General features: G+C 66.4%; 19 protein-coding genes. 9 read left to right on the top strand and 10 right to left on the bottom strand.

Annotated elements, in window-relative coordinates; genetic code table 11:
* Window positions 1-23: 23 nt before the first annotated feature.
* From U1H99_RS00145 to U1H99_RS00135, 3 genes are all read right to left on the bottom strand, one after another.
* Window positions 24-1,346, bottom strand: a complete 1,323-nt coding sequence (locus U1H99_RS00145; RefSeq protein ID WP_323139768.1) for an MFS transporter — start codon at window positions 1,344-1,346, stop codon at window positions 24-26.
* Between the two features lie 66 nt (window positions 1,347-1,412).
* Window positions 1,413-2,360, bottom strand: a complete 948-nt coding sequence (locus U1H99_RS00140; RefSeq protein ID WP_323139767.1) for a hydroxyacid dehydrogenase — start codon at window positions 2,358-2,360, stop codon at window positions 1,413-1,415.
* Window positions 2,357-3,052, bottom strand: a complete 696-nt coding sequence (locus U1H99_RS00135) for an RraA family protein (RefSeq protein WP_323139766.1) — start codon at window positions 3,050-3,052, stop codon at window positions 2,357-2,359. The genes U1H99_RS00140 and U1H99_RS00135 overlap by 4 nt, the downstream gene beginning before the upstream one ends.
* Window positions 3,053-3,306: 254 nt before the next feature.
* Between U1H99_RS00135 and U1H99_RS00130 the strand changes: the two genes are divergently transcribed.
* The 3 genes from U1H99_RS00130 (at window position 3,307) to U1H99_RS00120 (ending at window position 6,072) form a co-directional block, all read left to right on the top strand.
* Window positions 3,307-4,200, top strand: a complete 894-nt coding sequence (locus tag U1H99_RS00130; RefSeq protein WP_323139765.1) for a LysR family transcriptional regulator — start codon at window positions 3,307-3,309, stop codon at window positions 4,198-4,200.
* Between the two features lie 86 nt (window positions 4,201-4,286).
* Window positions 4,287-5,471 carry a zinc-dependent alcohol dehydrogenase gene (locus U1H99_RS00125; RefSeq protein ID WP_323139764.1) on the top strand — a complete coding sequence of 395 codons (1,185 nt, stop codon included), beginning with the start codon at window positions 4,287-4,289 and terminating at the stop codon, window positions 5,469-5,471.
* A gap of 10 nt (window positions 5,472-5,481) precedes the next feature.
* The gene (locus U1H99_RS00120) at window positions 5,482-6,072 is read left to right on the top strand and encodes a hypothetical protein (protein ID WP_323139763.1); all 591 of its coding nucleotides are present in this window, start codon (window positions 5,482-5,484) and stop codon (window positions 6,070-6,072) included.
* Window positions 6,073-6,153: 81 nt separating this feature from the next.
* Here U1H99_RS00120 and U1H99_RS00115 read toward each other — a convergent pair whose 3' ends face one another.
* Window positions 6,154-7,302, bottom strand: coding sequence for a glutathione-independent formaldehyde dehydrogenase (locus U1H99_RS00115; RefSeq protein ID WP_323141184.1), 1,149 nt, complete (start codon window positions 7,300-7,302; stop codon window positions 6,154-6,156).
* 354 nt (window positions 7,303-7,656) lie between these two features.
* On the opposite strand from U1H99_RS00115, the gene U1H99_RS00110 reads away from it, so the two are divergent.
* The 3 genes from U1H99_RS00110 to U1H99_RS00100 all read left to right on the top strand — a co-directional run bounded on the left by U1H99_RS00110 (window position 7,657) and on the right by U1H99_RS00100 (window position 12,462).
* Window positions 7,657-8,352 carry an SRPBCC family protein gene (locus U1H99_RS00110; RefSeq protein WP_323139762.1) on the top strand — a complete coding sequence of 232 codons (696 nt, stop codon included), beginning with the start codon at window positions 7,657-7,659 and terminating at the stop codon, window positions 8,350-8,352.
* Between the two features lie 10 nt (window positions 8,353-8,362).
* Window positions 8,363-9,535 (top strand): zinc-dependent alcohol dehydrogenase, encoded by a 1,173-nt coding sequence (locus U1H99_RS00105; RefSeq protein WP_323139761.1) that lies wholly within the window; start codon window positions 8,363-8,365, stop codon window positions 9,533-9,535.
* 161 nt (window positions 9,536-9,696) lie between these two features.
* A complete protein-coding gene (locus U1H99_RS00100) occupies window positions 9,697-12,462 on the top strand; it encodes an EAL domain-containing protein (protein ID WP_323139760.1) in 2,766 nt (921 codons plus the stop codon).
* A 6-nt stretch (window positions 12,463-12,468) separates the two neighbouring features.
* Here the strand turns inward: U1H99_RS00100 and acuI are convergent, their stop codons facing one another.
* On the bottom strand, window positions 12,469-13,473 hold the full coding sequence (acuI, locus tag U1H99_RS00095) for an acrylyl-CoA reductase (NADPH) (RefSeq protein WP_323139759.1): 1,005 nt from the start codon (window positions 13,471-13,473) through the stop codon (window positions 12,469-12,471).
* Between the two features lie 265 nt (window positions 13,474-13,738).
* Between acuI and U1H99_RS00090 the strand changes: the two genes are divergently transcribed.
* The gene (locus U1H99_RS00090; protein ID WP_323139758.1) at window positions 13,739-14,086 is read left to right on the top strand and encodes a DUF5335 family protein; all 348 of its coding nucleotides are present in this window, start codon (window positions 13,739-13,741) and stop codon (window positions 14,084-14,086) included.
* Window positions 14,087-14,125: 39 nt separating this feature from the next.
* Here U1H99_RS00090 and U1H99_RS00085 read toward each other — a convergent pair whose 3' ends face one another.
* The 4 genes from U1H99_RS00085 to U1H99_RS00070 form a co-directional block, all read right to left on the bottom strand.
* Window positions 14,126-15,298: an NADH:flavin oxidoreductase/NADH oxidase gene (locus tag U1H99_RS00085; protein WP_323139757.1), complete on the bottom strand. Its 1,173-nt coding sequence runs from the start codon at window positions 15,296-15,298 to the stop codon at window positions 14,126-14,128.
* 32 nt (window positions 15,299-15,330) lie between these two features.
* Window positions 15,331-16,497 (bottom strand): family 1 glycosylhydrolase, encoded by a 1,167-nt coding sequence (locus tag U1H99_RS00080; RefSeq protein WP_323139756.1) that lies wholly within the window; start codon window positions 16,495-16,497, stop codon window positions 15,331-15,333.
* A 220-nt stretch (window positions 16,498-16,717) separates the two neighbouring features.
* On the bottom strand, window positions 16,718-17,599 hold the full coding sequence (kdoO, locus tag U1H99_RS00075) for a Kdo hydroxylase KdoO (RefSeq protein WP_323139755.1): 882 nt from the start codon (window positions 17,597-17,599) through the stop codon (window positions 16,718-16,720).
* Between the two features lie 9 nt (window positions 17,600-17,608).
* A complete protein-coding gene (locus U1H99_RS00070; protein WP_323139754.1) occupies window positions 17,609-19,453 on the bottom strand; it encodes an ABCB family ABC transporter ATP-binding protein/permease in 1,845 nt (614 codons plus the stop codon).
* Between the two features lie 62 nt (window positions 19,454-19,515).
* Here U1H99_RS00070 and U1H99_RS00065 point away from each other — a divergent pair, with 62 nt between their 5' ends.
* Together U1H99_RS00065 and U1H99_RS00060 are read left to right on the top strand one after the other, a co-directional pair.
* Window positions 19,516-19,953 carry an acyl-CoA thioesterase gene (locus tag U1H99_RS00065; protein WP_141831114.1) on the top strand — a complete coding sequence of 146 codons (438 nt, stop codon included), beginning with the start codon at window positions 19,516-19,518 and terminating at the stop codon, window positions 19,951-19,953.
* A gap of 10 nt (window positions 19,954-19,963) precedes the next feature.
* Entirely contained in the window at window positions 19,964-21,538 is a 1,575-nt protein-coding gene (locus U1H99_RS00060) for an alkaline phosphatase D family protein (RefSeq protein ID WP_323139753.1), read from the top strand.
* A 147-nt stretch (window positions 21,539-21,685) separates the two neighbouring features.
* Here U1H99_RS00060 and U1H99_RS00055 read toward each other — a convergent pair whose 3' ends face one another.
* Window positions 21,686-23,365 (bottom strand): long-chain-fatty-acid--CoA ligase, encoded by a 1,680-nt coding sequence (locus U1H99_RS00055; protein ID WP_323139752.1) that lies wholly within the window; start codon window positions 23,363-23,365, stop codon window positions 21,686-21,688.
* Window positions 23,366-23,425 lie beyond the last annotated feature (60 nt).

Genomic DNA, 23,425 nt, shown 5'->3' with positions numbered 1-23,425 from the left:
GAAGAAGGATTCAGGCTGCGGGTTTAGGCCGCCGCTTTGGCGGACGCGTTGCGCGTCGCCTGGTGCGCACCGTTGCTCAGTATGAGCAGGGTCACGATGCTGGCCAGCGCCAGGATCGCGATCGGCAGCAGCGCCAGCGAATAGCTGCCGGTTTCTTCCCGGATCCAGCCGTAGACATTGACCATCAGGCCGCCGCCGATCAGGTTCGCGCATGCATTGATCGCCGCCAGGCCGGCCGCCGCCCCCGAGGCCGGCAGCCAGGACGAGCTCAGCGCCCAGAACGGTCCCTTGAACGAGTACGCGCCGATCAGGACGCAGGACAGCAGCACCACGGTCGGCGCCAGCGAGGTGATGAACAGGGAGCTCAGCATGCCGCCCGAAATCAGGGCCAGCGGGATCGCGGTATGCCAGCGGCGCTCGGCCTTGCGGTCGGAATGGCGGCCCCACCAGACCATCAGGACGGCCGCGATCACGTAGGGAATCGAGTTGATCAGGCCCGTCTCCATGATGCTCAGGCCGAAGGACTTGAGCAGCTGCGGCTGCCATACGCCGAGCACCGTGCCCGCCGCCGACGCGGTCGAGCACACCAGCGCCATGCCCAGCACTTCCTTACTGCGCAGCAGCTTGGCGAGCGGGATGTGGGCGGCCGTCTTTTTCTCGCTGCGCTCCTTTTCCAGGCGCGCCGACAGCCAGTTGCGCTGTTCCGCGCTCAGCCACTTGGCCTGCTCCGGACGGTCGGTCAGGAAGTAGAGGCAGGCAAAGCCCATCAGCACCGTCGGGATGCCTTCGAGGATGAACAGCCAGTGCCAGCCGCGCAGGCCCAGCAGGCCGTCGGCCTGCAGCAGCAGCGCCGACAGCGGCGAGCCGACGAAGCTGGCCATCGGCACCGCGACCATGAAGATGGCGACGATGCGGCCACGGTAGGCGGCCGGGAACCAGTAGGTCAGATACAACACCACGCCGGGGAAGAAGCCGGCTTCGGCCGCACCCAGCAGGAAACGCATGATGTACAGCGAGGTCGGGCCCTGCACCGCCGCCATGCTGGCCGAGACCAGGCCCCAGGTGACCATGATGCGGGCGACCCACTTGCGCGCGCCGAACTTTTGCAGCGCCAGGTTGCTGGGCACCTCGAACAGGAAATACGAGATGAAGAACAGGCTGCCGGCGAAACCGAACATCTTCTTGGTAAGACCGAGGTCGTCGTTCATCTGCAGGGAAGCCATGCCGATGTTGCCGCGGTCGATGAAGGCCAGCAGGTAGCACAGCATCAGGAAGGGGATGAGGCGCCAGGTCACCTTGCGGATGGTGTCTGCCTCGAGGCGCGCGTTGTGTTGGATCTCGCTCATGTCGTCTCCAATATTAATCGTCCGGGGCGCGTCTTGGTGCGCGCTTTTTTGTGTTGTTTTGTTTCCTCAGCCTTGCTGTTCGAGTACCGCGAGCACGTTCTGCGCCGCCGCCGTACCCATGCCCACATACGCATCGCTGGTCACGCCGCCGATGTGCGGCGACAGGATCGCGTTGGGCACGCGGGTGAACGCGTGGTCAGGCGCGAAAGGCTCGACCTGGAAGCTGTCCAGGCCCGCGGCCAGCAGCGCGCCGCTGCGCAGGGCAGCCTCCAGCGCCGCCTCGTCGATCAGACCACCGCGCGCGGTATTCACCACGATCGCGCCCGGCCGCATCGTCGCCAGGGTTTCGGCGTTCAGCATGTTGGCGTTGTCCTTGGTCAGCGGGCAATGCAGCGACAGCACGTCGGACCCGGCGATGACGTCCGCCAGCGGCAGCAGGTCGACGCCTTCCGGCGCCGCCTTGGCGAACGGATCGTGGGCAATGACGGTCATGCCCATCGCGATGCCGACCGCCGCCACGCGGGCGCCGATCGCGCCGAGTCCCACCAGGCCGAGCGTACGGCCGCGCAGTTCCAGGCTTTTATGGGTCGCCTTGTCCCAGTGGCCCGCGTGCATGCGCACGTCGAGTGCCGGCACGTTCTTGGCGCAGGCCAGGATCAGGGCCCAGGTATGCTCGGCCACCGCGGGCGCATTGGCGCCGGTGGCGGCCTTGACGGCGATGCCGCGGCGCTTGGCCGCCTCGCTGTCGATGGTGTCGATGCCGGTGCCGTGCTTGGACACCACGCGCAGCTTGGCGCTGGCTTCCATCACGCGCTCGCTGATGCGGCCGTAGCGCGCGATGATGGCGACCGGCTGGTATTGGCGGCTCAGGGCGACCAGGTCGTCTTCGCCGGGCGTCTTGCCGGCGTAGACGATGTCGAAGCTTGATAACAGCGCCACCGCCTGCTCGGCGAGGTCGGCGCCGGTCACCAGTACGACCGGGCGCTGCTGGTTGGTGTCGAGGACGGCGTTCACAGGGTCTCTCCTTCGGCCAGCACGCCGGCCTTGCGCAGGGCGCCGTCCAGCCAGGTCGGGCGCAGCTGCTTGCCGCTGCGGATGCCGTCGATGCGCGCGGTTTCGTCGGCCAGTTTCTGCTTGGCCGCGTCCAGCACGGCCGGCACCTTGCCTAGTTCGACCACGACCACGCCGTCGGCGTCGGCCACCACCAGGTCGCCCGGCTGCACGGTCACGCCGCCCACCGACACCGGCCAGTTGATCCGGCCCGGCACCAGCTTGGTCGGACCGTTGGGGTTGGCGCCGATGGCATACATCGGGAAGCCGAGCGCGCGGATCGCTTCGGTGTCGCGCACGGCGCCGTACAGGATCACGCCGGCGATGCCGAGCGCCATGCACTGGCTGACCATGATCTCGCCCATCAGCGCGCAGGATTCGTCGCCCTTGCCGTCGACCACCAGCACGTCGCCCGGCTTGGCGACCGCCATCGCGGCGTGGATCATGAGGTTGTCGCCGGGGCGGACTTCGACCGTGATCGCGGTGCCGGCGATGCGCATGCCGGGTGCCAGCGGCGCGATGCGGCTGCTCAGGGCGCCGCGGCGGCCGGCCACGTCGGCCAGGATGGACGATGGGTATGCGGCGGCGCGGGCGACCAGGTCCGGGCTGGTGCGTTCGATGTCGCGGATTACGTCGGGTGGAGTGGAATGGCTCATGGTTAGTCCTCGGTCGTGGTGGTGAGGACTGCCATCAACTGGTCAGAAAGGCGCGACGCGGCCAGGAGGCGTGCGCCGGGGATGTGCTCCGGGGCGCGCGGCAGGTACGGCTGTCTCCTTGTTGCGTTGGCGTCCTCTGGCGCTGCGAAGGCAGCCTGCTCAGGGAAGCTTTTGTATGGATCGAGTATAGGAAGCCGAATTCATAATGTATATTCACTTAATTTTGAGATTCTTAAACTTTCAGGAATATATCGATGGACTTCCGTGACCTGAAATATTTCGAAGTGATCGCCACCGAAGGCAACCTGGGACGCGCCGCCGAGCGCCTGCACCGCACCCAGCCTGCACTCACCAAATGCATCGACCGGCTGGAAGAAGATCTCGGCGCCGCGCTGTTCGAAAAGGACGGCCGCGGCATGCGCCTGACGGCGGCCGGCCAGGTGCTGCTCAAGCGCACGCGCCTGATGGCGATCATGGTCGAGGAGACCGCGCGCGAGATGCAGGACCATGCCGGCGGCCTGCAGGGCACGGTGCGCATCGGCTGCGTGCCGACGCTGGGCGAGCACCTGATGCCGGCCGTCTTCGCACAGTTGCTGGCCGAAGCGCCGGCGATCACCGTCAACCTGTTTGTCGGTATGAACGACCACCTGCTGGCGCACCTGCGCGACGGCGAGATCGACCTGGTGATCGGTCCGATGCTGGATGCCGATGCGGACATCGTGAGCGAGCAGATCGCGGAAGACACGGTGGTCGTGATGGCCAGCGAAGACCATCCGGTGTTCAACGCGCCCGCCACCCTGGCCGGCCTGCTGGACTACAAATGGATGCTGCCGGCCACCACGGTGGCCTCGCGCCAATGGCTGGACCAGACCTTCGAACGGCACGGCCTGGCGCGGCCGCGGGTGCAGATCGAGTCGAACGTGCTGAACGCGATCCTGCCGATCCTCGAGAAAGCGCCCTTGCTGGGCTTCGTTACCCGCCTCAACCTGGTGGCCGGCAGGGCGCGCCTGCGCGAAGTGGTCCTGGCCGAGACCGAAATGCAGCGGCGGCTGGGACTGGCGTACCGCAAGAACGGCTACCTGTCACCGGTGGCGGCGCGCGTCGCCGCCATCCTGCGCGCGCGCGGAAAAGAGCTGCTGATCATGTGAGGTGCGCACCTGTCGCCGTCCCTGGTGTCAAACCTTCTCTCGCGCGGACGCACTGCGAACGCGGAGCATTTTTGACAGGAGGTTTTATGTTGGCAACTAACTTTCGTGGACCCTACCGGATCCGGGTATCGCAAAAACCGGATCCCGTGATCGAACACCCGGGCGACGCCATCGTCCGCGTGATACGCGCCTGCATCTGCGGCTCGGACCTGCACCTGTACCACGGCCTGGTGCCCGACCTGCGCGTCGGGCACACCTTCGGCCATGAGTTCGTCGGCATCGTCGAAGAGGTCGGCTCGGCGGTCGAGACGCTCAAGCCGGGCGACCGCGTGCTGGTGCCGTTCAATGTCTTCTGCGGCTCCTGCTTCTTCTGCCAGCGCGAGCTGTACGGCAACTGCCACAACACCAATCCGGAAGCGACGGCGGTCGGCGGCTTCTACGGCTATTCGCATACCACCGGCGGCTACGACGGTGGCCAGGCCGAGTTCGTGCGCGTGCCGATGGCCGACGTCGGACCGTACAAGGTACCGGACGATATCGTCGACGACGACGCGGTGCTGTTGACGGATGCGCTGCCGACCGGCTACCAGGCCGCCGAGATGGCCGACATCCACGAAGGCGACACCGTGGTGGTGTTCGGCGCCGGTCCCGTCGGCATCTTCGCGGCCAGGTCGTCCTGGCTGTTCGGCGCCGGCCGCGTGATCGTGGTCGACCATATCGACTACCGGCTCGACTTCGTGCGCCGCTACGCTCCCGCCGAGATCGTCAATTTCCGCGAGGTGGGCGACGTCGCCCTGCACATCAAGAAGATGACGGACTGGCTGGGCGCGGATGCCTGCATCGATGCCGTCGGCTGCGAGGCGTCGGGCAGCCTGGCCCAGACACTCACCGGGCGCTGGACCATGCTGCAGGCAGGCGCGGCCACCGCGCTGTTCTGGGCCATCAACTCCGTGCGCAAGGCCGGCAATATCTCGATCGTCGGCGTGTATGGGCCGACCTTCAACGCGGTCCCGATCGGCAATGCGCTGAACAAGGGCCTGACGATGCGCATGAACCAGGCCTCCGTGAAACGCCATGTGCCGCACCTGATCGAGCACATCCGTCAGGGACACCTGAACCCGAAAGAGATCATCACCCACCGCGTACCGCTGGAAGAGGCATCGGATGCGTACCACATCTTCTCGAGCAAGTACGACGGTTGCATCAAAACCGTGCTGATTCCCCCACGCGCCGGCTCGGCACGCGCGCTGGCCGGCAGCGTCATTCACTGAAGGAGCCGCCATGAACACCGACATCGCCCGCCGCGATCTGGCCGAGCAGCGGCGCAACCCGCAGCACCACGGCCATGTGGATTACGAGCGCCAGCTCGACCACGACCTGAACCGCCACAGTCCGCCCCGCGAACAGCTACAGCACATTCCGGGTTGGGGCTCGGACCTCGACCACAAGAACCGTCCTGCCATCCCGATGGAGCGCATGCCGCCGCGCTTCATCCACGTGCCGCAGGGACAGCCGGTACAGCAGGCTCAGACCGTCGAAGTGTTCTGTTCGCCGGAACGGCCGGGCATCACACCGATCTTCGGCACGGCCCAGCCGCCGAAGTGGGTATCGGGCGCGATCCGGCGCCTGGCCTACAAGCTGCCCGAGAACGACGTGCGCCACTGGCTGATGCTGATCGCCGCCGACCGCGTCAACGTGGTCGAGGGCATTGTCGACGACCTGCGCCACGGCCACGTACCCAATGTGCTCGGGGAAATGGGCATCCGGTCGGAACTGCGCCACAACCCGGCGGGACTGGTACGCAAGGCGCTCGTCACCGCCGTCGTGGTGGGCGGCGTCATGGCCTTGCTGAAGCGGCGCGACCGTTACTGATGGAGGGAAAAAAAGGAAATTTATCGCCCCGCATTCGTATGACGAACGCGGGGCATTTTTTCACAACACCGCCCTGCCCCGCTAGCTACCCGGATGCAGGATCACCTTGGTCCAGCCGTGGTCGCGCTCGTCGAAGTGCTGGTAGGCATCCGGCGCCTGGTCCAGACTCAGCTGGTGGGACACGATGAACGACGGCTTGGCGCGGCCGGCGTGGATCAGGTCGCGCAGTTGCCGGTTATACGCCTTGACCGGGCACTGGCCGGTGGCGACGCGCTGCCCCTTGAACCAGAGCATGCCCCAGTCGAGTGCGATCTTGCCTTCCTTCGCCAGGTCGTCGGGGCCGCCCGGATCCTGCGGCACGAACACGCCGACCACCCCGATGCCGCCGGTGAACTTGACCGAGTTGACCAGGTTGTTCATCGTGAGGTTCGGACGTTCCTGGCGGTGATGATGGTGGTCGTGGCACTGGTAGCCGACGCATTCGCAACCGGCGTCCGCACCCCGTCCATGGGTCAGGTCCATGACGCGCTGTACCGGGTCTTCTTTCGAATAATCGATCGCGATCGCGCCGATCGACTCGGCCAGCTTGAGCCGGTCGGCATGGCAGTCGACCACCATCACGCTGCAGGCTCCCTTGATCATCGCCGAGTGCGCCGCCATCAGGCCCACCGGCCCGGCGCCGTAGATGACCACCGCGTCCCCGGGCTTCATGCCGGCCAGTTCGGTCGCATGCCAACCGGTCGGGAAGATGTCGGCGCACATCACGTAGTCGGACTGCTTCTGCTCCGCGTCCGGCGGCAGCTTCAGGCACATGAAGTCGGCCCAGGGCACGCGCAGGAATTCGGCCTGGCCGCCCTGCCATGGTCCCATGTCGGCAAAGCCGAAGGCGCCGCCGGCGATGCCCGGCTGGTTCGACTTCAGACAGTAGTTGGTCAGGCCGCGTTCGCAGTTCTTGCAGTGGCCGCAGCTGACGTTGAAGGGGATGCAGACCCAGTCCCCGGGTTTCAGATTCTCGACCGCCGGCCCGACTTCCATCACCACGCCCAGGTTCTCGTGGCCGAAGACGCGGCCCTGCTCGAAATCGGTCCGGCCCTCGTACATGTGCAGGTCGGAGCCGCAGATATTGGTGCTGGTGATTTTGATGATCGCATCCGTGGGACGTTCGATCTTAGGGTCCGGCACGTTTTCGACTGCAACCTGCCGTGGACCTCGATAGACAACAGCTTTCATCATCTACTCCTATGACCCGCCAGGAAATAGCATGTCCTGCTCACAGGACTTGAGGCCGCATCCTGGCAGTTGTTGGGAAATCCGCAGGCGGGCCCACGGGACCGTGTCCACCGTGCGCGCCTTTACCCGCCGTGGGTGGATCGCTAAAGATTAGGCATGGGTTCGTTCGATTGCAAGCAGCGATTCGCTAGCCTTTCGGCATCACGCGGCACTGGATTTCCACGCGAATACGCTGGAAAAAAAAGCCTTGCACCATGCATAAACGTGTCTAGACTGAGGCGACATGGCTGCGGCCGCCATTGGAATGCAGGTGACGGCCGAATATTTCTCAAGTCGTCACAAGGAGGTTTGATCATGGCAAGCAGTCACCTTGCTCGGGCCGGCAGGCCCACGCAAAACGTCAACTGGATTCCGATCGCGCTGGGCGCCGCCGCCATCGTGGCCGGCGTCCAAGGCCGCAAGAAAGGCGCCGCGGCGCTCGCGCTCGGCGCCGTCGCCGGCGCCGGTGCGATGGGCGCGCTGCGCGGCGTGCAATCCGGCCACAGCAGGCAGGGCGCCGCCGCCGGCCAGGCCGAGGTGGAGCGCTCGATCACGATCAGCAAGGGCGCGGACGAACTGCGCCGCACCTGGCTCGACCCAAGGACGCTGCCGCAGGTCATGGCACGCTTCGCGACCGTGCGTGGCGCCGGCGAAGGCCGCATGCACTGGAAGGTCGAGGGGCCGCTCGGCCATGCCTACGAATGGGACGCCGAGACGGTGGACCGCCCCGGCGCCGACATCGGCTGGCGCGCGCTACCCGACGCCGCCATCCCGAACGAGGGATCGGTGCGCTTCCAGCCCGCCCCGGCCGGCCGCGGCACCGTGGTGACCCTGCGCGTGCGCTTCGACCCGCCGGGCGGCGCGCTCGGCGAAGGGCTGATCAAGCTGCTCGGCAGCACACCGCTGGAGCTGGTCGCCGAGGCGGCGCTGCGGCGCTTCAAGAACCTCGTCGAAACCGGCGAGATCCCGACCACCGTGCGCCAGCCCGCTGCGCGCGCCGACAAACACTGAGGAGCAGGCCATGCGAGCACTTTATTGGAACGGCGTGAACGACCTGCGGGTCGGCACCGTGAAGGACCCCGAAATCCTGAACCCGCGCGATGCCATCCTGCGCGTGACCCTGTCGACCACCTGCGGTTCCGACCTGCACTTCATCGACGGCTACATCCCGACCATGAAGGCCGGCGACGTGATCGGTCACGAGTTCATGGGCGTGATCGAAGAAGTCGGCAGCGAGGTGAAGCGCGTGAAGAAGGGCGACCGCGTCGTCGTACCCTCCTTCATCGTGTGCGGCCAATGCTGGTACTGCCAGCACCACCTTTACTCGTTGTGCGACAACACCCATCCCAAGCCCGAGCTGCAGGAACCGCTGCTCGGCGGCCAGACCACGGCCGGCATCTACGGCTACACCCACGCCTTCGGCGGCTACGCCGGTGCGCACGCGCAATACGTGCGCGTGCCGTTCGCCGACAACGACTGCTTCAAGGTGCCCGACGGCGTGGCCGACGAGACCGCGCTGTTCCTGTCGGACGCGGCGCCGACCGGCTACATGGGCGCCGACTTCTGCGACATCAAGCTGGGCGACACGGTCGCGGTCTGGGGCTGCGGCGGCGTCGGCCTGATGGCGCAGCAGAGCGCGCGCCTGATGGGCGCCGAGCGCGTGATCGGGATCGACCGCTTTCCCGAGCGCCTGCAGATGGCGCGCGAGCATGCCGGTTCCGAAACCATCGACTACACCCAGGTCGACAGCGTGCTGGACGTGCTCAAGGAGATGACCGGCGGACGCGGCCCCGATGCCTGCATCGACGCGGTCGGGATGGAAGCGCATGGTACCGGGCCGCAATACGCCTACGACCTCGTGAAGCAGGCCTTGCGCCTGGAGACCGACCGCGGCCAGGCGCTGCGCGAAGCGATCATGGCCTGCCGCAAGGGCGGCACGCTGTCGGTGCTGGGCGTCTACGGGGTGCTCGACAAGTTCCCGATGGGCGCCCTCATGAACAAGGGCATGACGGTGCGCACCGCCCAGCAGCACGGGCAAGCCTACATGGACCGGCTGCTGGCGCACGCCCAGAAGGGCGAGCTCAACCCGGCCTACCTTGCCACCCACCGCTTTTCGCTCGAGGACGGGCCGCGCGGCTACGACATGTTCAAGCACAAGAAGGATGGCTGCGTGCGCGCGGTGTTCGCGCCGTAGAAATCGCACAGCGGCGCGCACGCGCGGGGTGGCAGGGTCGTGGACTGGCGGTCTACAATGCAGGCAATTCCGTCAATACATGATCTGCCATGCTCCCAGCCCCGCTCCCAGCTGATCCGCCGCACGGCGGCGCGTCCACAGGCCAGTTTGGTTGCTGGGAAATGGACCTGTACGACATGACGCTCGTGCTGTCGGACGGGAGCCGTGCCATCTACGGCCTCGGGGCGGCCACCTGGCGCCTGGACGACCTGCTGCAGCGCGTGCACCCGGACGAGCGGCAACGCGTTGGCGACACGCTGCGGGAGGCACTGGACGCCGATAAGCAACTCGACCTGGGGTACCGCATCGTGCGTGCCGCGGGCGACACACGGCACGTGCGCATGCGCGCCGAACTGCTGCGCGCGGGCGGCAACCGTGCGCGCTACCTGGGCACGATCGAGGACGTGACCGAACAGGTGCGGCGCCAGCCCGAAACCGAGCGCAATGCGTGGCTACTGCAAATGGCGAGCGGTGTGGCGCACCTGGGCGGCTGGAGCTACGATGCGGCGCAGGGCCGCGTGATCTGGTCGGACGAAGTCTGCCGCATCCACGAGGCGCCGCTCGGGACCGCGCCCACGGTCGAGGAGGCGATCGGGTATTTCGCGCCGGAGTCGCGCGTCAGGCTGGGCTGCCTGGTCGAAGCCTGCCTGCGCGACGGTACGCCCTACGACGAGGAACTGGAGCTCGTCACCGCGCGCGGCCGCAGCGTCTGGGTGCGCTCGATCGGCGAGCCGGTGCGCGGCGCGGACGGGACGATCACCGGGCTGCAGGGCGCGTTCCAGGACATCAGCGACAAGCGCAAGGCCGAACAGCGGGTCGCGCGCATGGCCGAGCAGCTGTCCACCACGCTCGAGTCGATCACCGACGCCTTTTATACGCTGGACCGGGAATGGCGCTTTACCTACATGAACCGGGAAGCCGAGCGCCTGTTCAAGCGCCCGCGCGCGCAGCTGCTCGGCAAGGTACTGTGGGAAGAGTTCAGCGCGCTCCAGGGCAAGATCGGCGAGCGCGAATTCCATCGCGCGGTGCGCGAGAACCGCACCGTCGTGTTCGAGGAATACTATGCGCCCTACCAGGTCTGGTCCGAGTTGCGCGCCTATCCCTCCGATGAAGGACTGACCGTCTACTTCCGCGACATCACCGAAGCGCGCAAGACCGAGGAATCGTTGCGCCTCAGCGAAGAACGCTTCCGCACCATCGCCCGCGCCACCACGGACGTGGTGTGGGACTGGGACCTGGAAGACGACAGCCTGTGGATCAGCGACAGCGTCGAATCCGTGTTCGGCTACACGCCGGCCGATTTTTCCGGGGCAATCGGAGCATGGTCGGAGCGCATCCATCCGGACGAACGGGAGCGCGTCGTCAGCCAAATGAGGTCGGCCATCGCGGGTAGCGACGACCACTGGATGGACGAATACCGCTTCCTGCGCAAGGACGGCTCGGTTGCCATCGTGCTGGACCGCGGCTACATCACCCGTGACGGCGGCGGACGCGCCATGCGCATGATCGGCGCCATGGTCGACCTGACCGAGCGCCGCCGGGCCGAACAACGGATCGAATACCTGGCCTACTACGACGTGCTGACCGAGCTGCCGAACCGCCAGCTGCTGATGGAGCGGCTGCAGCGGGCGCTCGACGACAGTGCGCGCGGCCGTTCCGCCAGCGCGCTGTTCTTCATCGACCTGGACAATTTCAAGTCGCTCAACGACACCCACGGCCATGCGCTGGGCGACCAGTTGCTCAGGCAGGCGGCGCAGCGCCTGCGCAGCTGCCTCAGCCGCCATGACACCGTGGCGCGCTTCGGCGGCGACGAGTTCGTGGTGCTGCTCGAAGGCTTGAGCATGGACCTAAGCCAGGCATGCTCCCAGGCGCGGCGGGTGGGCGAGCGCATGCTGGTGACGCTGCGCCAGCCGTACGACCTCGGCCAGTACACGCACCACAGCACGGCCAGCATCGGGATCGTGCTGTTCAAGGACGCCGTGGACGACAGCGGCGAGTTGCTCAAGCGCGCCGACATGGCGATGTACGAGGCCAAGAATGCGGGCCGCGGCACGCTCAGCTTCTTCAACCCCGACATGGAGGACGCGCTGGCGGCGCGCATGGCGCTCGAGAACGACCTGCGCCAGGCCCTGCGCCACTGCGAACACGAATTCGCGCTGCACTACCAGCCGCAGATCGACCGCGACGGCAAGCTCACCGGCGTCGAAGCGCTGGTGCGCTGGCGCCATCCGGCGCGCGGCATGATTTCACCGGCCGAGTTCATTCCGCTGGCCGAGGAAACCGGACTGGTGGTGGCACTCGGGCAGTGGGTGCTGAAGAAGGCCTGCGACCAGCTGCTCGCCTGGGCCGCCAACCCGGCGACGGCGCAGATCGAGATCGCGGTCAACGTCAGCGCGCACCAGTTCCACCACCCGCAGTTCGTGGCACAGGTGCTGGCGCTGGTGTCGGTGCCCGGCATCGATGCGCGCCGGCTCAAGCTCGAACTGACCGAAACCTCGCTGCTGGAAAACGTCGACGATACGATCGCCAAGATGCATGCGCTCAAGCTGCACGGGGTCAGCTTTGCGCTGGACGACTTCGGCACCGGCTATTCCTCGCTGGCCTACCTCAAGCAGCTGCCGCTCGACATGCTCAAGATCGACCGCTCGTTCGTGCTCGATCTCCTGACCAACCAGAACGACGCGGTGATCGCCCGCACCATCATCGCGCTGGGCCGCAGCCTGGGCTTGCGGGTACTGGCCGAAGGCGTCGAGCTGGCGGCCCAGCGCGACTTCCTGTTCGAGCACGGCTGCGATGCCTACCAGGGCTTCCTGTACGCCCCGGCCCTGCCGGCCAGCTCGGTGGCCTCGGTCGCCTGCAAGCCCTGCCATCAAGCGCAGGACGTATGAAGCCGGCTACGACGACGCTGCGTCGGCATGGGTGTTCACCACCAGGCGGCCGCGTAGCGTCCCGGCGAGCAGGTCCGGCGCCAGCGTGATTGCCTGTGCCAAACCGATTTCCCGCGTAATGGTCGCCAATGTACCGGCGTCCAGCTCGTTCGCCAGCCGCTCCCATGCCGCCAACCGTTTCGGCAGCGGCGCCATCACGCTGTCGATGCCGACCAGCCTGACGCCGCGCAGGATGAATGGCGCAACCGACGCCGGAAAATCCATGCCCTGGGCCAGTCCGCAGGCCGTGACGGTGCCGCCATAACGGGTCTGTGCGACCGCATTGGCCAGCGTGTGCGAGCCGACGGCGTCGACGACGCCGGCCCAGCGCTCCTTCTGCAGCGGCTTGCCGGGCGCGGACAATTCGGCGCGATCGATGACCTCGGCCGCGCCGAGGGATGTGAGGTAGTCGGCCTCGGCCAGCTTGCCGGTGGACGCGACCACGCGGTAGCCCCAGCCGGCAAGGATCGCAATCGCAATGCTGCCGACGCCGCCCGATGCGCCGGTCACCAGGATGTCGCCGCTGCGCTTGTCGACGCCTTGCTCCTGCAGCGCCATCGCGGACAGCATCGCGGTGTAGCCGGCGGTCCCGATGGCCATCGCGGTGCGGGCCGACATGCCCGGCGGCCGCGGGACCAGCCACCCGCCTTTCAGGCTGGCACGCTGCGCCAGGCAACCCCAGTGCGTTTCGCCGACACCCCAGCCGTTCAGGATGAATGCGTCGCCCGCCTTCCAGTCCGGATGCGAGGATGCAATGACCTCCCCCGCCCCATCGATGCCGGGCACCATCGGCCAGCTGCGCACGACCGGCGCCTTGCCGGTGATGGCCAGGGCGTCCTTGTAGTTCACGGTCGAATAGTCGATGCGCACCGTCACGTCGCCGTCGAGCGGCAACTGCGCGTCATCGATCTCGGTAAGCCGGGCAGCGGTGGTGCCGTCATCGTTCTTGTCGAGCAGGATTGCTGTGAACATGCAGATCTCCAAAATGCGTGGGCTGAAGGGACAGGTGCCGGCACGGGGACGGTAGCGCCGCCCGGTTCAGGGCGCTTGCACCGGCAGCGGAACGAGAATATCTTAAAACGTATTGATACGCGGGTGCGAGCACCTAACAAAACCTTCAGGGCAAGGCGCAGCGTCGAAGACAGTACGAATGTACGGGGAGACGATGCAACGCCGCCATGGAGGTTTTGTTAGGTGCTCTAAGACCATCGCAGAGTGAGAGGTAGAGGCAAATATCATGTCGACGACAAAACTTGATAAGGCTGCATGGCAGACAACCTTCGACCAGTTGTCGAAATCGCTGCTGGTCGGTAAACAGGTCGAAATCGAAGTGACAGGACTGCATATCGGCGACCAGATCGAGCAGGAGTGGATTCAATTGCTGGGCATGAGCTACGACCCCAAGAACGATCTGATCCAGATTCTCGTCGAAGGCCTCGATCACCTGATCCCCAAGCCGCGCGAAGTCTGGATCGATCACGGCCCCATCGGCCTGGCCAGCATGGAAGTGATCGGCGACGACGACATGCGCCAGATCATCCGGCTGCGCGAGCCGCTGATGCTGCCCTACGCCGGCACGGTGTGAGCGCGCAGACGGGCACGGTCTTCCCGGCCCGCCTGCCCTTCACTTGGCCCGGCGCTTCACCGCGTAGCCGTACTGCACCGGCCACGCGGGCTCTTCCTCGAACGCATGCTGGGCCTTCAGCGCCCAGTACGGTTCACGCAGCAGTTCGCGCCCGACCAGCACCAGGTCGGCATCGCCGCCGGTGACGATGTCGTCAGCTTCCCTGGGGTCGGTGATCAGCCCCACGGCACCGGTCGGGATATCGGCGCCGTCGCGGATCCTGCGGCTGCAGGGCACCTGGTAGCGCTTGGCGACCGGGATGCGTGCGGTCGGCAGGTTGCCGCCGGTCGAGACGTCGATCAGGTCGACGCCGGCCGCCTTGAGCCGCTGCGACAATGCCACCGATTGCTCGATATCCCAGCCGCCCGCGGTCCAGTCGGTCGCGGAGATGCGCACGAACAGCGGCAGCTCGCCGGGCATGATGGCGCGCACGCGCTCGGTCACGCGCAGCACCAGGCGCATCCGGTTGTCCAGGCTGCCGCCGTACTCGTCGTCGCGCTGGTTGCTGTGGGGCGACAGGAATTGGTGCAGCAGATAGCCGTGCGCAGCGTGGATTTCCAGCAGCCTGAATCCGGCTGCCAGCGCACGGCGCGCCGCCTCCTCGAACAGGTCGACGATGCCGTCGATGGCCTGCTTGTCCAGCGCGACGGGCAGCGGGTCGTCCGGATAGAACGGAATCGCACTGGGCGCCACCACCTGCCAGCCGCCCTCGGCGCTGGTCTTGAGGGTTGCACCGCCTGTCCACGGCGCCGCGGTGCTGGCCTTGCGGCCGGCGTGCGCCAGCTGGATACCGGCCACCGCGCCCTGGCCGTGGACGAAGGCGGCGATCCTGGCCAGCGGTGCGACGTGGGCGTCGCTCCAGATGCCGACATCGCCCGGTGTGATGCGGCCTTCCGGGCTGACGGCGGTGGCCTCGACCATGACGAGGGCGGTGCCGCCGACCGCGCGGCTGCCGAGGTGCACCAGGTGCCAGTCGTTGGCGAACCCATCCTCGGCGGAATACTGGCACATGGGTGCCATCGCGATCCGATTGCGCAGCACCACGCCCCGCAAGTTCAGTGGGCTGAGCAGGTCGACCTCCGGCACCTCGCGGTCGTGGGAGGCGTCCGCCAGGGCGCCATGCGTGGCGGCCTGTGCGGCCACGTCGGGAGACTGGGCAATATTCGAACTCATCGCTGACCTCCGGCTGCGGATACGTGACCGGTTTAGACAAGGATGCGGGGTGCGAGTTGCGCAGGCGGGCGCGCCGTCAGGGTACGGCTGAAGCGTTCCTGCACAAGGGCGAGCGCATCGAGCATCGGCCGGTGCACCAGCCGGCGCATGCGGCGTTCGCTGTCGCAGTCCCACAGGCCCATCGGCATCCACGGACGCGGCCGGTGCCAGTCGAACATGCCGATGATCGGATAGATGCAGATGCCGCCCAGGGACACGCTGGCGTCGAGCAGGCCGTCGACTTCGTCCGCCAGTTGGTGGATCCAGCGCGCCCGGTGCACGCCCCAATGCGAGGTTTCCGAAATGACGAGCTCGCCGCCGTAGCGCGCATGCACCGAGCGGATCAGGTCCCGCAGCGGCACCCGGCGCGGGTCGGCGTCGCCGAGCCATTCCCCTTCCCGCCCGAGCTCCCATTGCGAGTTCCAGTAATAGTTGATGCCGACCACGTCGAGGTGCGCGCGGCTGCCGCCCAGTTCGGGCAAGGTCCGCCCGCACAGCATGTCCCAGCTTTCGAATACCTGGTCGTCGTTGAAGACGCGGGCCTCGCGCAGCGATGCGGGCCGCTCGTCCCTTGGCGCCACATGGCACAGCGGGTCGGCATTCAGGAAGCGCGCGTCCGGGACCCTGGCGCGGATTGCGTCGATGCCGGCGATCGCGGCGCGGGCCAGCGCCACCTTGAACTCGTGGTGGCGGCCAGTGATATAGGGTGCGAAACGGCCGACCTCCCCCGCCACCCACGAAAAATACGATGGCTCGTTGACCGGGGTGAACCACAAGGTACCCTGGAGCCGGCGGCGCAGATAGCGGGCACAGGCTGCGCAATACTCGGCGAACCTGGAGACGAAGGAGGCCGACAGCAGGTCAAGGCCTGCCGGGTAGCCGAAATGGAACAGGTCCCACACCACGTCGACCTTGTACTTGCGCGCCGCGCGGACGAGCGGTTCGACCGAGGAAAAATCAAAACCGCCACGGCCTTTGTCGACCAGCGGCCAGCGGATGCCGTCGCGCACGGCCCGGATGCCGACTTCGCACAGGCGGCGGTAGTCGGCGTCGGCATGACGCAGGTGCCAGGTCTCCTGCATCAGGTCGATCCAATCGCCGTCGCGGTTGAATCCGGTTGTACATTCGAACCCGCCGAGAAAGTAGCTGCTGAATAACATAGTGAACGCTCCCGAACTCTTAGAGCGAACCTAGTTTATTAGCGGATGGAGAACGCGCTGCCGGTGTACATGCAGCCAGAATGTAGGTTAAGTCCCACGATTTTCAGTTAATTCAAGGCAAAAGGGCTGGAAGCCATTTCTGCGTGTGTAACTTTGGTTGCCTCATTGCGCATGATGAGGCCGTCATGTAATACCCCGGCCTCAATCCAAGGCTGCTGATTTACACCAGCGCGTGTCCCCGCAGCCGCGTCAGGATCGCCAGCGGACTGGCTTCCTTGTCGTACTGGTGCAGCGGCGACAGCTGGGCCGTGTATTCCATCATGTACTGCCCCGCCATCACCGAGTGCGAGGTCTGGTCCGAGAAGCACACCCAGGCGCAGCCCGGCGGAAAGCCGAATGTTTCCTGCGGTGCGTTCTTCTGGTAGTCGAGGTCCGACTTCATGGCGTCGTGCAGCTGCAGCATCAGGTGGTCGTACTCGCTGCGCAGCGATTTCGTGATGCCCAGTGCATTGATCAGTTTCGCCTGCCAGGCCGCGTACGGCTTGAGGCGCGGCAGGAAGCGCCGGGCCACGTCCTCGAACGGCTCGCCCACGCGCCACACGCGCGGCTGGCCTTCCAGGTTGACGTTGGTGAATACGCGCAGCAGGCGTTCGCCGCGGTTGGGCCGCGACGGGAAGGCGTCGACGTGCAGGCGCCGGTCGTCGGCGCGCCAGGATTGCACGCGGGTCTGCACCACCGACGGCCGGAAGCTGGTGGCGCCGCGGCGCAGGTGCTCGCCGTAGCGCGGCACCAGGTTGCCCAGCAGGCCCTCGGCCTCGGCGCGGAAGCGCCCGATCATCCCGGCCAGCATCGCCTTGTCGGCGTCGTCGCCGGCCGCGCCCTTCAGGTTGCCGCCCGAGTCCAGGCTGATGTTGCGGCTCTTGGGGTCGCGGATGTCTTCGCGGAACAGCGCCAGCTCTTCCTTCTGCGGCGCAAAGCCGGCCTTGCCATAAGTGCCGAAGTTCGGGAAGTACAGCACCTTGCCTGCTTCCAGCGCGGCGATCCAGGCCGGGTTGCCGTGGCCGACGTCGGCCATGTCGATGTCGACGATCTGTTTATCCATGTTGTTCCCTTAGTCTTGTTCCACTTCCTGCGGCGAAGCCAGGGCTTCGTCCTGCTTGGCCTGCTGGCGGTCCCACATCTGCCGGTACAGGCCATCGGCCGCGATCAGGGACGCGTGCGTGCCGCGTTCGACGATGCGGCCATGGTCCAGCACCAGGATCTGGCCGGCGTCGGCGATGGTCGACAGGCGGTGCGCGATCACCAGCGTGGTACGCTGCTTGGCGATCTCCTTCAGCTGCGCCTGGATCGCCTGCTCCGACTTGGAGTCGAGGGCGGAAGTCGCTTCGTCGAAGATCAGGATCGCGGGATTCTTGAGGAGGGTGCGCGCGATCGCCACCCGCTGCTTTTCGCCGCCGGACAATTTGAGGCCGCGCTCGCCCACCATTGTCGCATAGCCGTCGGGCAGGCTCTCGATGAACTCGTGGATCGAGGCCGCGCGCGCCGCTGCGAAGATGTCCTCGCGGCTGGCGCCCGGGCGGCCGTAGGCGATGTTGTACTCGATGGTGTCGTTGAACAGCACCGTATCCTGGGGCACGATGCCGATCGCGTGGCGCAGCGAATCCTGGGTCACGTGGCGCAGGTCCTGGCCGTCGATGCGGATCGATCCGCTTTGCACGTCATAAAAGCGGAACAGCAGCCGCGACAGGGTCGACTTGCCGGAGCCGCTGTGGCCGACCACGGCGGTGGTGGTGCCGGCCGGGATGCTGAAATCGACGTCGAACAGGATCTGGCGCTTGGGGTCGTAGCTGAATTCGACGTGCGAGAACTCGACCCGGGCGCCCTGCGTCACCAGCGGCTTGGCATCCTTCGAATCGGCCACCTCGCGGTTCTGCTCGAGGAGTCCGAACAGGCGCTCCATGTCGGCCAGGCTCTGCTTGATCTCGCGGTAGATCACGCCCAGGAAGTTGAGCGGGATGTACAGCTGCAGCATGAAGGAATTCACCAGCACCAGGTCGCCCAGGGTCATGCTCTTGTCGATCACGCCCTGGGTGGCGCGCCACAGGATGGCGGTGACGGCGGCGGCGATGATCAGTGACTGGCCGCTGTTCAGCAGCGACAGCGAGGTCTGCGAGCGCACCGCGGCGCGCTCGTAGTGCTGCAGGCCTTCGTCGTAGCGCTTGGCTTCGTAGTCCTCGTTGCCGAAGTACTTGACGGTCTCGTAGTTGATCAGCGAGTCGATGGCCTTGGTATTCGCCTTCGAATCGAGTTCGTTCATCGTGCGCCGGAAGTGGGTGCGCCACTCCGTGACGCTGATGGTGAAGGCGATGTAGGTCACCAGCGCGATGCCGGTGATGATCGAGAACCACTTATCGTAGTGCAGCGCCAGGTAGCCCAGCACCAGCGTGATCTCGACCAGCGTCGGCAAGATGGAAAACAGCGAGTACGAGACCAGCGAGCTGACGCCGCGCGTGCCGCGCTCGATGTCGCGCGTCATGCCGCCGGTCTGGCGGTTCAGGTGAAAGCGCAGCGACAGCGCGTGCAGGTGGCGGAACACGCGCAGCGCGATGGTGCGCACGGCGCGCTGGGTCACGCGCGCGAACAGGAATTCGCGCAGTTCGGTGAACAGCGTGGTCGAGAAGCGCAGCGCGCCATACGCCACCAGGGCGCCCAGCGGCAGGATCAGGAGCGCGTGCGGGTTGGTCGGGCTGATGCTGAGGCTGTCGACGATGCGTTTCAGGACCAGCGGCACGCCGATGTTGGCCAGCTTGGCGCCGACCAGGCAGATCATGGCCGCCAGCACGCGCCATTTATAGACCCACAGGTAAGGCAGCAGCGTGCGGATGGTGGTCCAGTCGTTACGCTGGACATTCGGATCGGACGGTGGCGGAGGGGAACTGGCGGATGAGCGTCGCATGACAGGTAGGCAAAATATATGTTGTAATCTGGGATGATTGTAGCCTTTACCGAGATTTCGAGATGACCCAGCCAGAAAACCAGACCCCATCCACGCTGCGCCTGCCCGAAGGCAAAATGCCGGTGCTGCGGATGATGCCCTCCCCGTCCGACGCCAACGTGTACGGCGACGTGTTCGGCGGCTGGATCATGGCCCAGGTCGACGTCGCCGGTTCGCTGCCGGCGGTGCGCCGCGCCAATGGCCGCGTGGCCACCATCGCCGTCAATTCCTTCCTGTTCAAGAATCCGGTGTTCGTGGGCGACCTGCTCTCCTTTTATGCCGACATCACCAAGGTCGGCAACACCTCGATCACCGTGTACGTCGAAGTCTACGCCGAACGCAACCGCCTGCAGACCCACGTCGTCAAAGTGACGGAAGCGACGCTGACCTATGTCGCCACCGGCCCGGACCGCAAGCCGCGCCAGCTGCCGCCGCTCGACTCCCTGATGATCGAGCCGTAAGCATTTGCCTGTGCAGCCGGCGCGCCGCCTGTTCCTGCTCGATGCGGCGCGTCTCGCGGCCGCCGCATCGGCGTCCTCCATCGTCCACGCGGCGCCGCCCAATGGCGCCGGCTACCCGTTCGGGCTCGGCGTCGCTTCCGGCGCCCCGCTGCCCGATGCGGTCGTGCTGTGGACCCGCATCCTTCCCGATCCGCTGAACGCCGCCAGCAGCCCCAGGCTGGCGGTGGCGCTGCGCTGGGAAGTCGCGCACGACGAGGCGTTTCGCAAGATCGCGGCCAGGGGCACGGCGGTCGCCACGCCGGAACTCGCGCACAGCGTGCGCGTGAACGTGACCGGCCTGCAGCCGGCGCGCTGGTACTGGTACCGCTTCATGCTGGGCGACGCCGTCAGCCCGGCCGGCCGCACCCGCACCGCCCCTGCCGCAGGGGCGATGCCGGACCTCTTGAAGCTGGCGGTGGCCTCGTGCCAGCACTGGGAGTTCGGCAGCTATGCGGCGCACCGCTACATCGCGCAAGCGTCCCCCGACCTGGTGGCCTTCCTCGGCGACTACATCTATGAATGGGGGCCGTACCGCCTGCAGCATCCGCAGCGCCAGGTGAGGAGCGACGAATCGTTCACGCTGGACGATTACCGCCGCCGCTACGCCCAGTACAAATCCGATCCGGACCTGCAGGCCGCGCACCTGGTCGCGCCCTGGATCGTGACCTGGGACGACCACGAAGTCGCCAACGATTACGCCGCCGGGCGCGACGAGCGTTTATCGCCCACCTTCGCCGCGCGCCGCGCCGCGGCCTACCAGGCCTTCTACGAACACATGCCGCTGCGCCTGCCGCCGCCGACGAGCTTCGCCAGCGTGCGCATGTTCCAGCGCTACGACTGGGGCCGGCTGGCGCGCTTCTACGTGCTGGACGACCGCCAGTACCGCGCCGTGCAGGTCTGTCCGCGCCCGAACGCCGGCGGCTCCTCGTCGGTGAACGCGCGCGCCTGCCCGTCCCTGCTCGACCCGCGCCGCAGCATGCTGGGCGGCGAGCAGGAAGCCCGGCTCGAGGCCGGGCTGCGTGCATCGAAGGCGCGCTGGAATATCCTGGCCCAGCAGACGCTGATGGCGCAATCGAGCCAGGTGCCGGTGACGGGACCGGACGGCGGCCGCTTCTGGACCGACGGCTGGGACGGTTACCCGGCGGCGCGGCGGCGCCTGCTGGATACCTTGTTGAAAACCCGCGCCGCCAATCCGCTGGTGCTGGGCGGCGACGTGCACACCTTTTATGCGAGCGAGCTGCGGGCCGACTTCGGCCGGCCGGTATCGAAGGCCAATCCGCTGGTGGCCACCGAATTCGTCGGGACGTCGGTGACGTCGAGCTCGCGGCCGCAGGAACGTACCGCGCAGCAGGTGGCGCTCAATCCGCACATCAAATATGGACGCAGCGACCGGCGCGGCTACATGCTGCTGGAGGTGACGCCGAAGGAGACGCGGACCCGGTTCATGGGGTTGGACGAGGTGCGGGATGCGCGGACGGCGCAGCGGACGTTGGCGGGGTTCAGGGTTGTGGATGGGAAGGTGGGCGTCGAAGTAACGTCGATCTAGGCCCGCTGCCCTGGAACGTCGCCCCTGCGCAGGCAGGGGCCCAAGTTGCACGCGTATCGATAGCGCTCGCAGAACTTGGGCCCCTGCCTTCGCAGGGGCGACGGTTTTAAGCTAACGGTAAAATGGCTCGATTGGCGCAGTAAAGCTTCACGCCGTCTGCTTTTCATCCCGCAACTCGCGCCGCAGGATCTTGCCCACATTCGTCTTCGGCAGCGTCTCGCGGAACTCGATGTACTTCGGACGCTTGTAGCCGGTCAGCTGCTCCTTGCAGTAAGCCTGCAGCTCGTCCTTGTTCAGCGCCGCGTTCTTCTTCACCACGTACAGCTTCACGGCCTCGCCCGAATGCTGGTCGGGTACGCCGACGCAGGCCACTTCGAGCACGCCTGGGTGCGCCATCACGACTTCCTCGACTTCGTTCGGGTAGACGTTGAAGCCCGACACCAGGATCATGTCCTTCTTGCGGTCGACGATGCGGGTGTAGCCCAGTTCGTCCATCACGCCGATGTCGCCGGTCTTGAAAAAGCCGTCCGCGGTCATGACCTTCGCGGTTTCGTCCGGACGCTGCCAGTAGCCGCTCATCACCTGCGGGCCGCGCACCGCGATTTCGCCGCGGGTGCCGAACGGGACTTCCCGGTCGGTCTCGTCGAGGATGCGGATCTCGGTCGAGGGCAGCGGCAGGCCGATGGTGCCCGTAAATTCCTTGATGTCGCAGCGGTTGGCGGTGACCACCGGCGAAGTCTCGGACAGGCCGTAGCCTTCGACGATCGGAATGCCGGTCACGGCCAGCCACTTGTCGGCCACCGGCTTCTGCACCGCCATGCCGCCGCCCGGGCAGACCAGCAGGCCGGAGAAGTCCAGCTTCGCGAAATCCGGGTTGTTCAGCAGGCCGTTGTACAGCGTGTTCACGGCCGGGAAGATGTTGATGCGGTAGCTGCCCAGTTCCTTGATGAAGCCCTTGATGTCGCGCGGATTCGGGATCAGGAGATTCATGCCGCCCACGCGCAGGCCCAGCAGTGCGCACACGGTCAGCGCGTAGATGTGGTACAGCGGCAGCGCGCACACGAACTGCGGCTGCTCGCCGGCCGGGATCTTGCCCAGGGTCGGGCCAAACCAGGCTTCGTTTTGCAGCACGTTGGCGATCACCTGCTTGTGCGTCAGTACCGCGCCCTTGGAGACGCCGGTGGTGCCGCCGGTGTACTGCAGGAAGGCGACGTCGTCGCGGCCGACGTTCACCGGCTTGAGGGTCAGGCCCGCGCCTTCGTCCAGCATGCGCCTGAAGTACACCGCGCCCGGCAGCGACCACGCCGGCACCATCTTCTTGACGCTGCGGACCACGAAGTTGACCAGCAAGCCTTTCATGCCCAGCAGGTCGCCCATGCTGGCCACCACCACGTGCTTGACGCGGGTGTGGCCAACGACTTCGGCCGCCGTGTGGGCGAAGTTCTCCAGCACCACCAATGCTTCGGCGCCCGAGTCGGTCAGCTGGTGCTGCAGTTCGCGCGCGGTGTACAGCGGGTTGACGTTGACGATGGTGTAGCCGGCGCGCAGCACGGCCGCCATCGCCACCGGATACTGCAGCACGTTGGGCAGCATGATCGCCACGCGCGCGCCCGGCTGCAGGCCGCGGCTTTGCAGCCAGGCCGCCATGCGGGCGGACAGGCGATCGAGTTCGGCAAACGTCATGGACTTGCCCATGCAGGCATAGGCCTTGCGGTCGGCATACTTCTGGAAGGCTTCCTCCAGCAGGTGCGTGAGGGAGCGGTATTGCGTCCAGTCGATTTCCTGGGGCACCTTCGCCTCGTACGACTTCAGCCAGAATTTGTCCATTGTTTGCCTCGTTTCTTGTTTCTTGTTCAGTTCAATTACAAACGTCGATGTGCGCTCATG

The organism is Massilia phyllosphaerae, assembly GCF_034659755.1.
Lineage (GTDB): Bacteria > Pseudomonadota > Gammaproteobacteria > Burkholderiales > Burkholderiaceae_D > Telluria > Telluria phyllosphaerae.
This window is presented reverse-complemented; position numbering and strand designations above follow the sequence as displayed.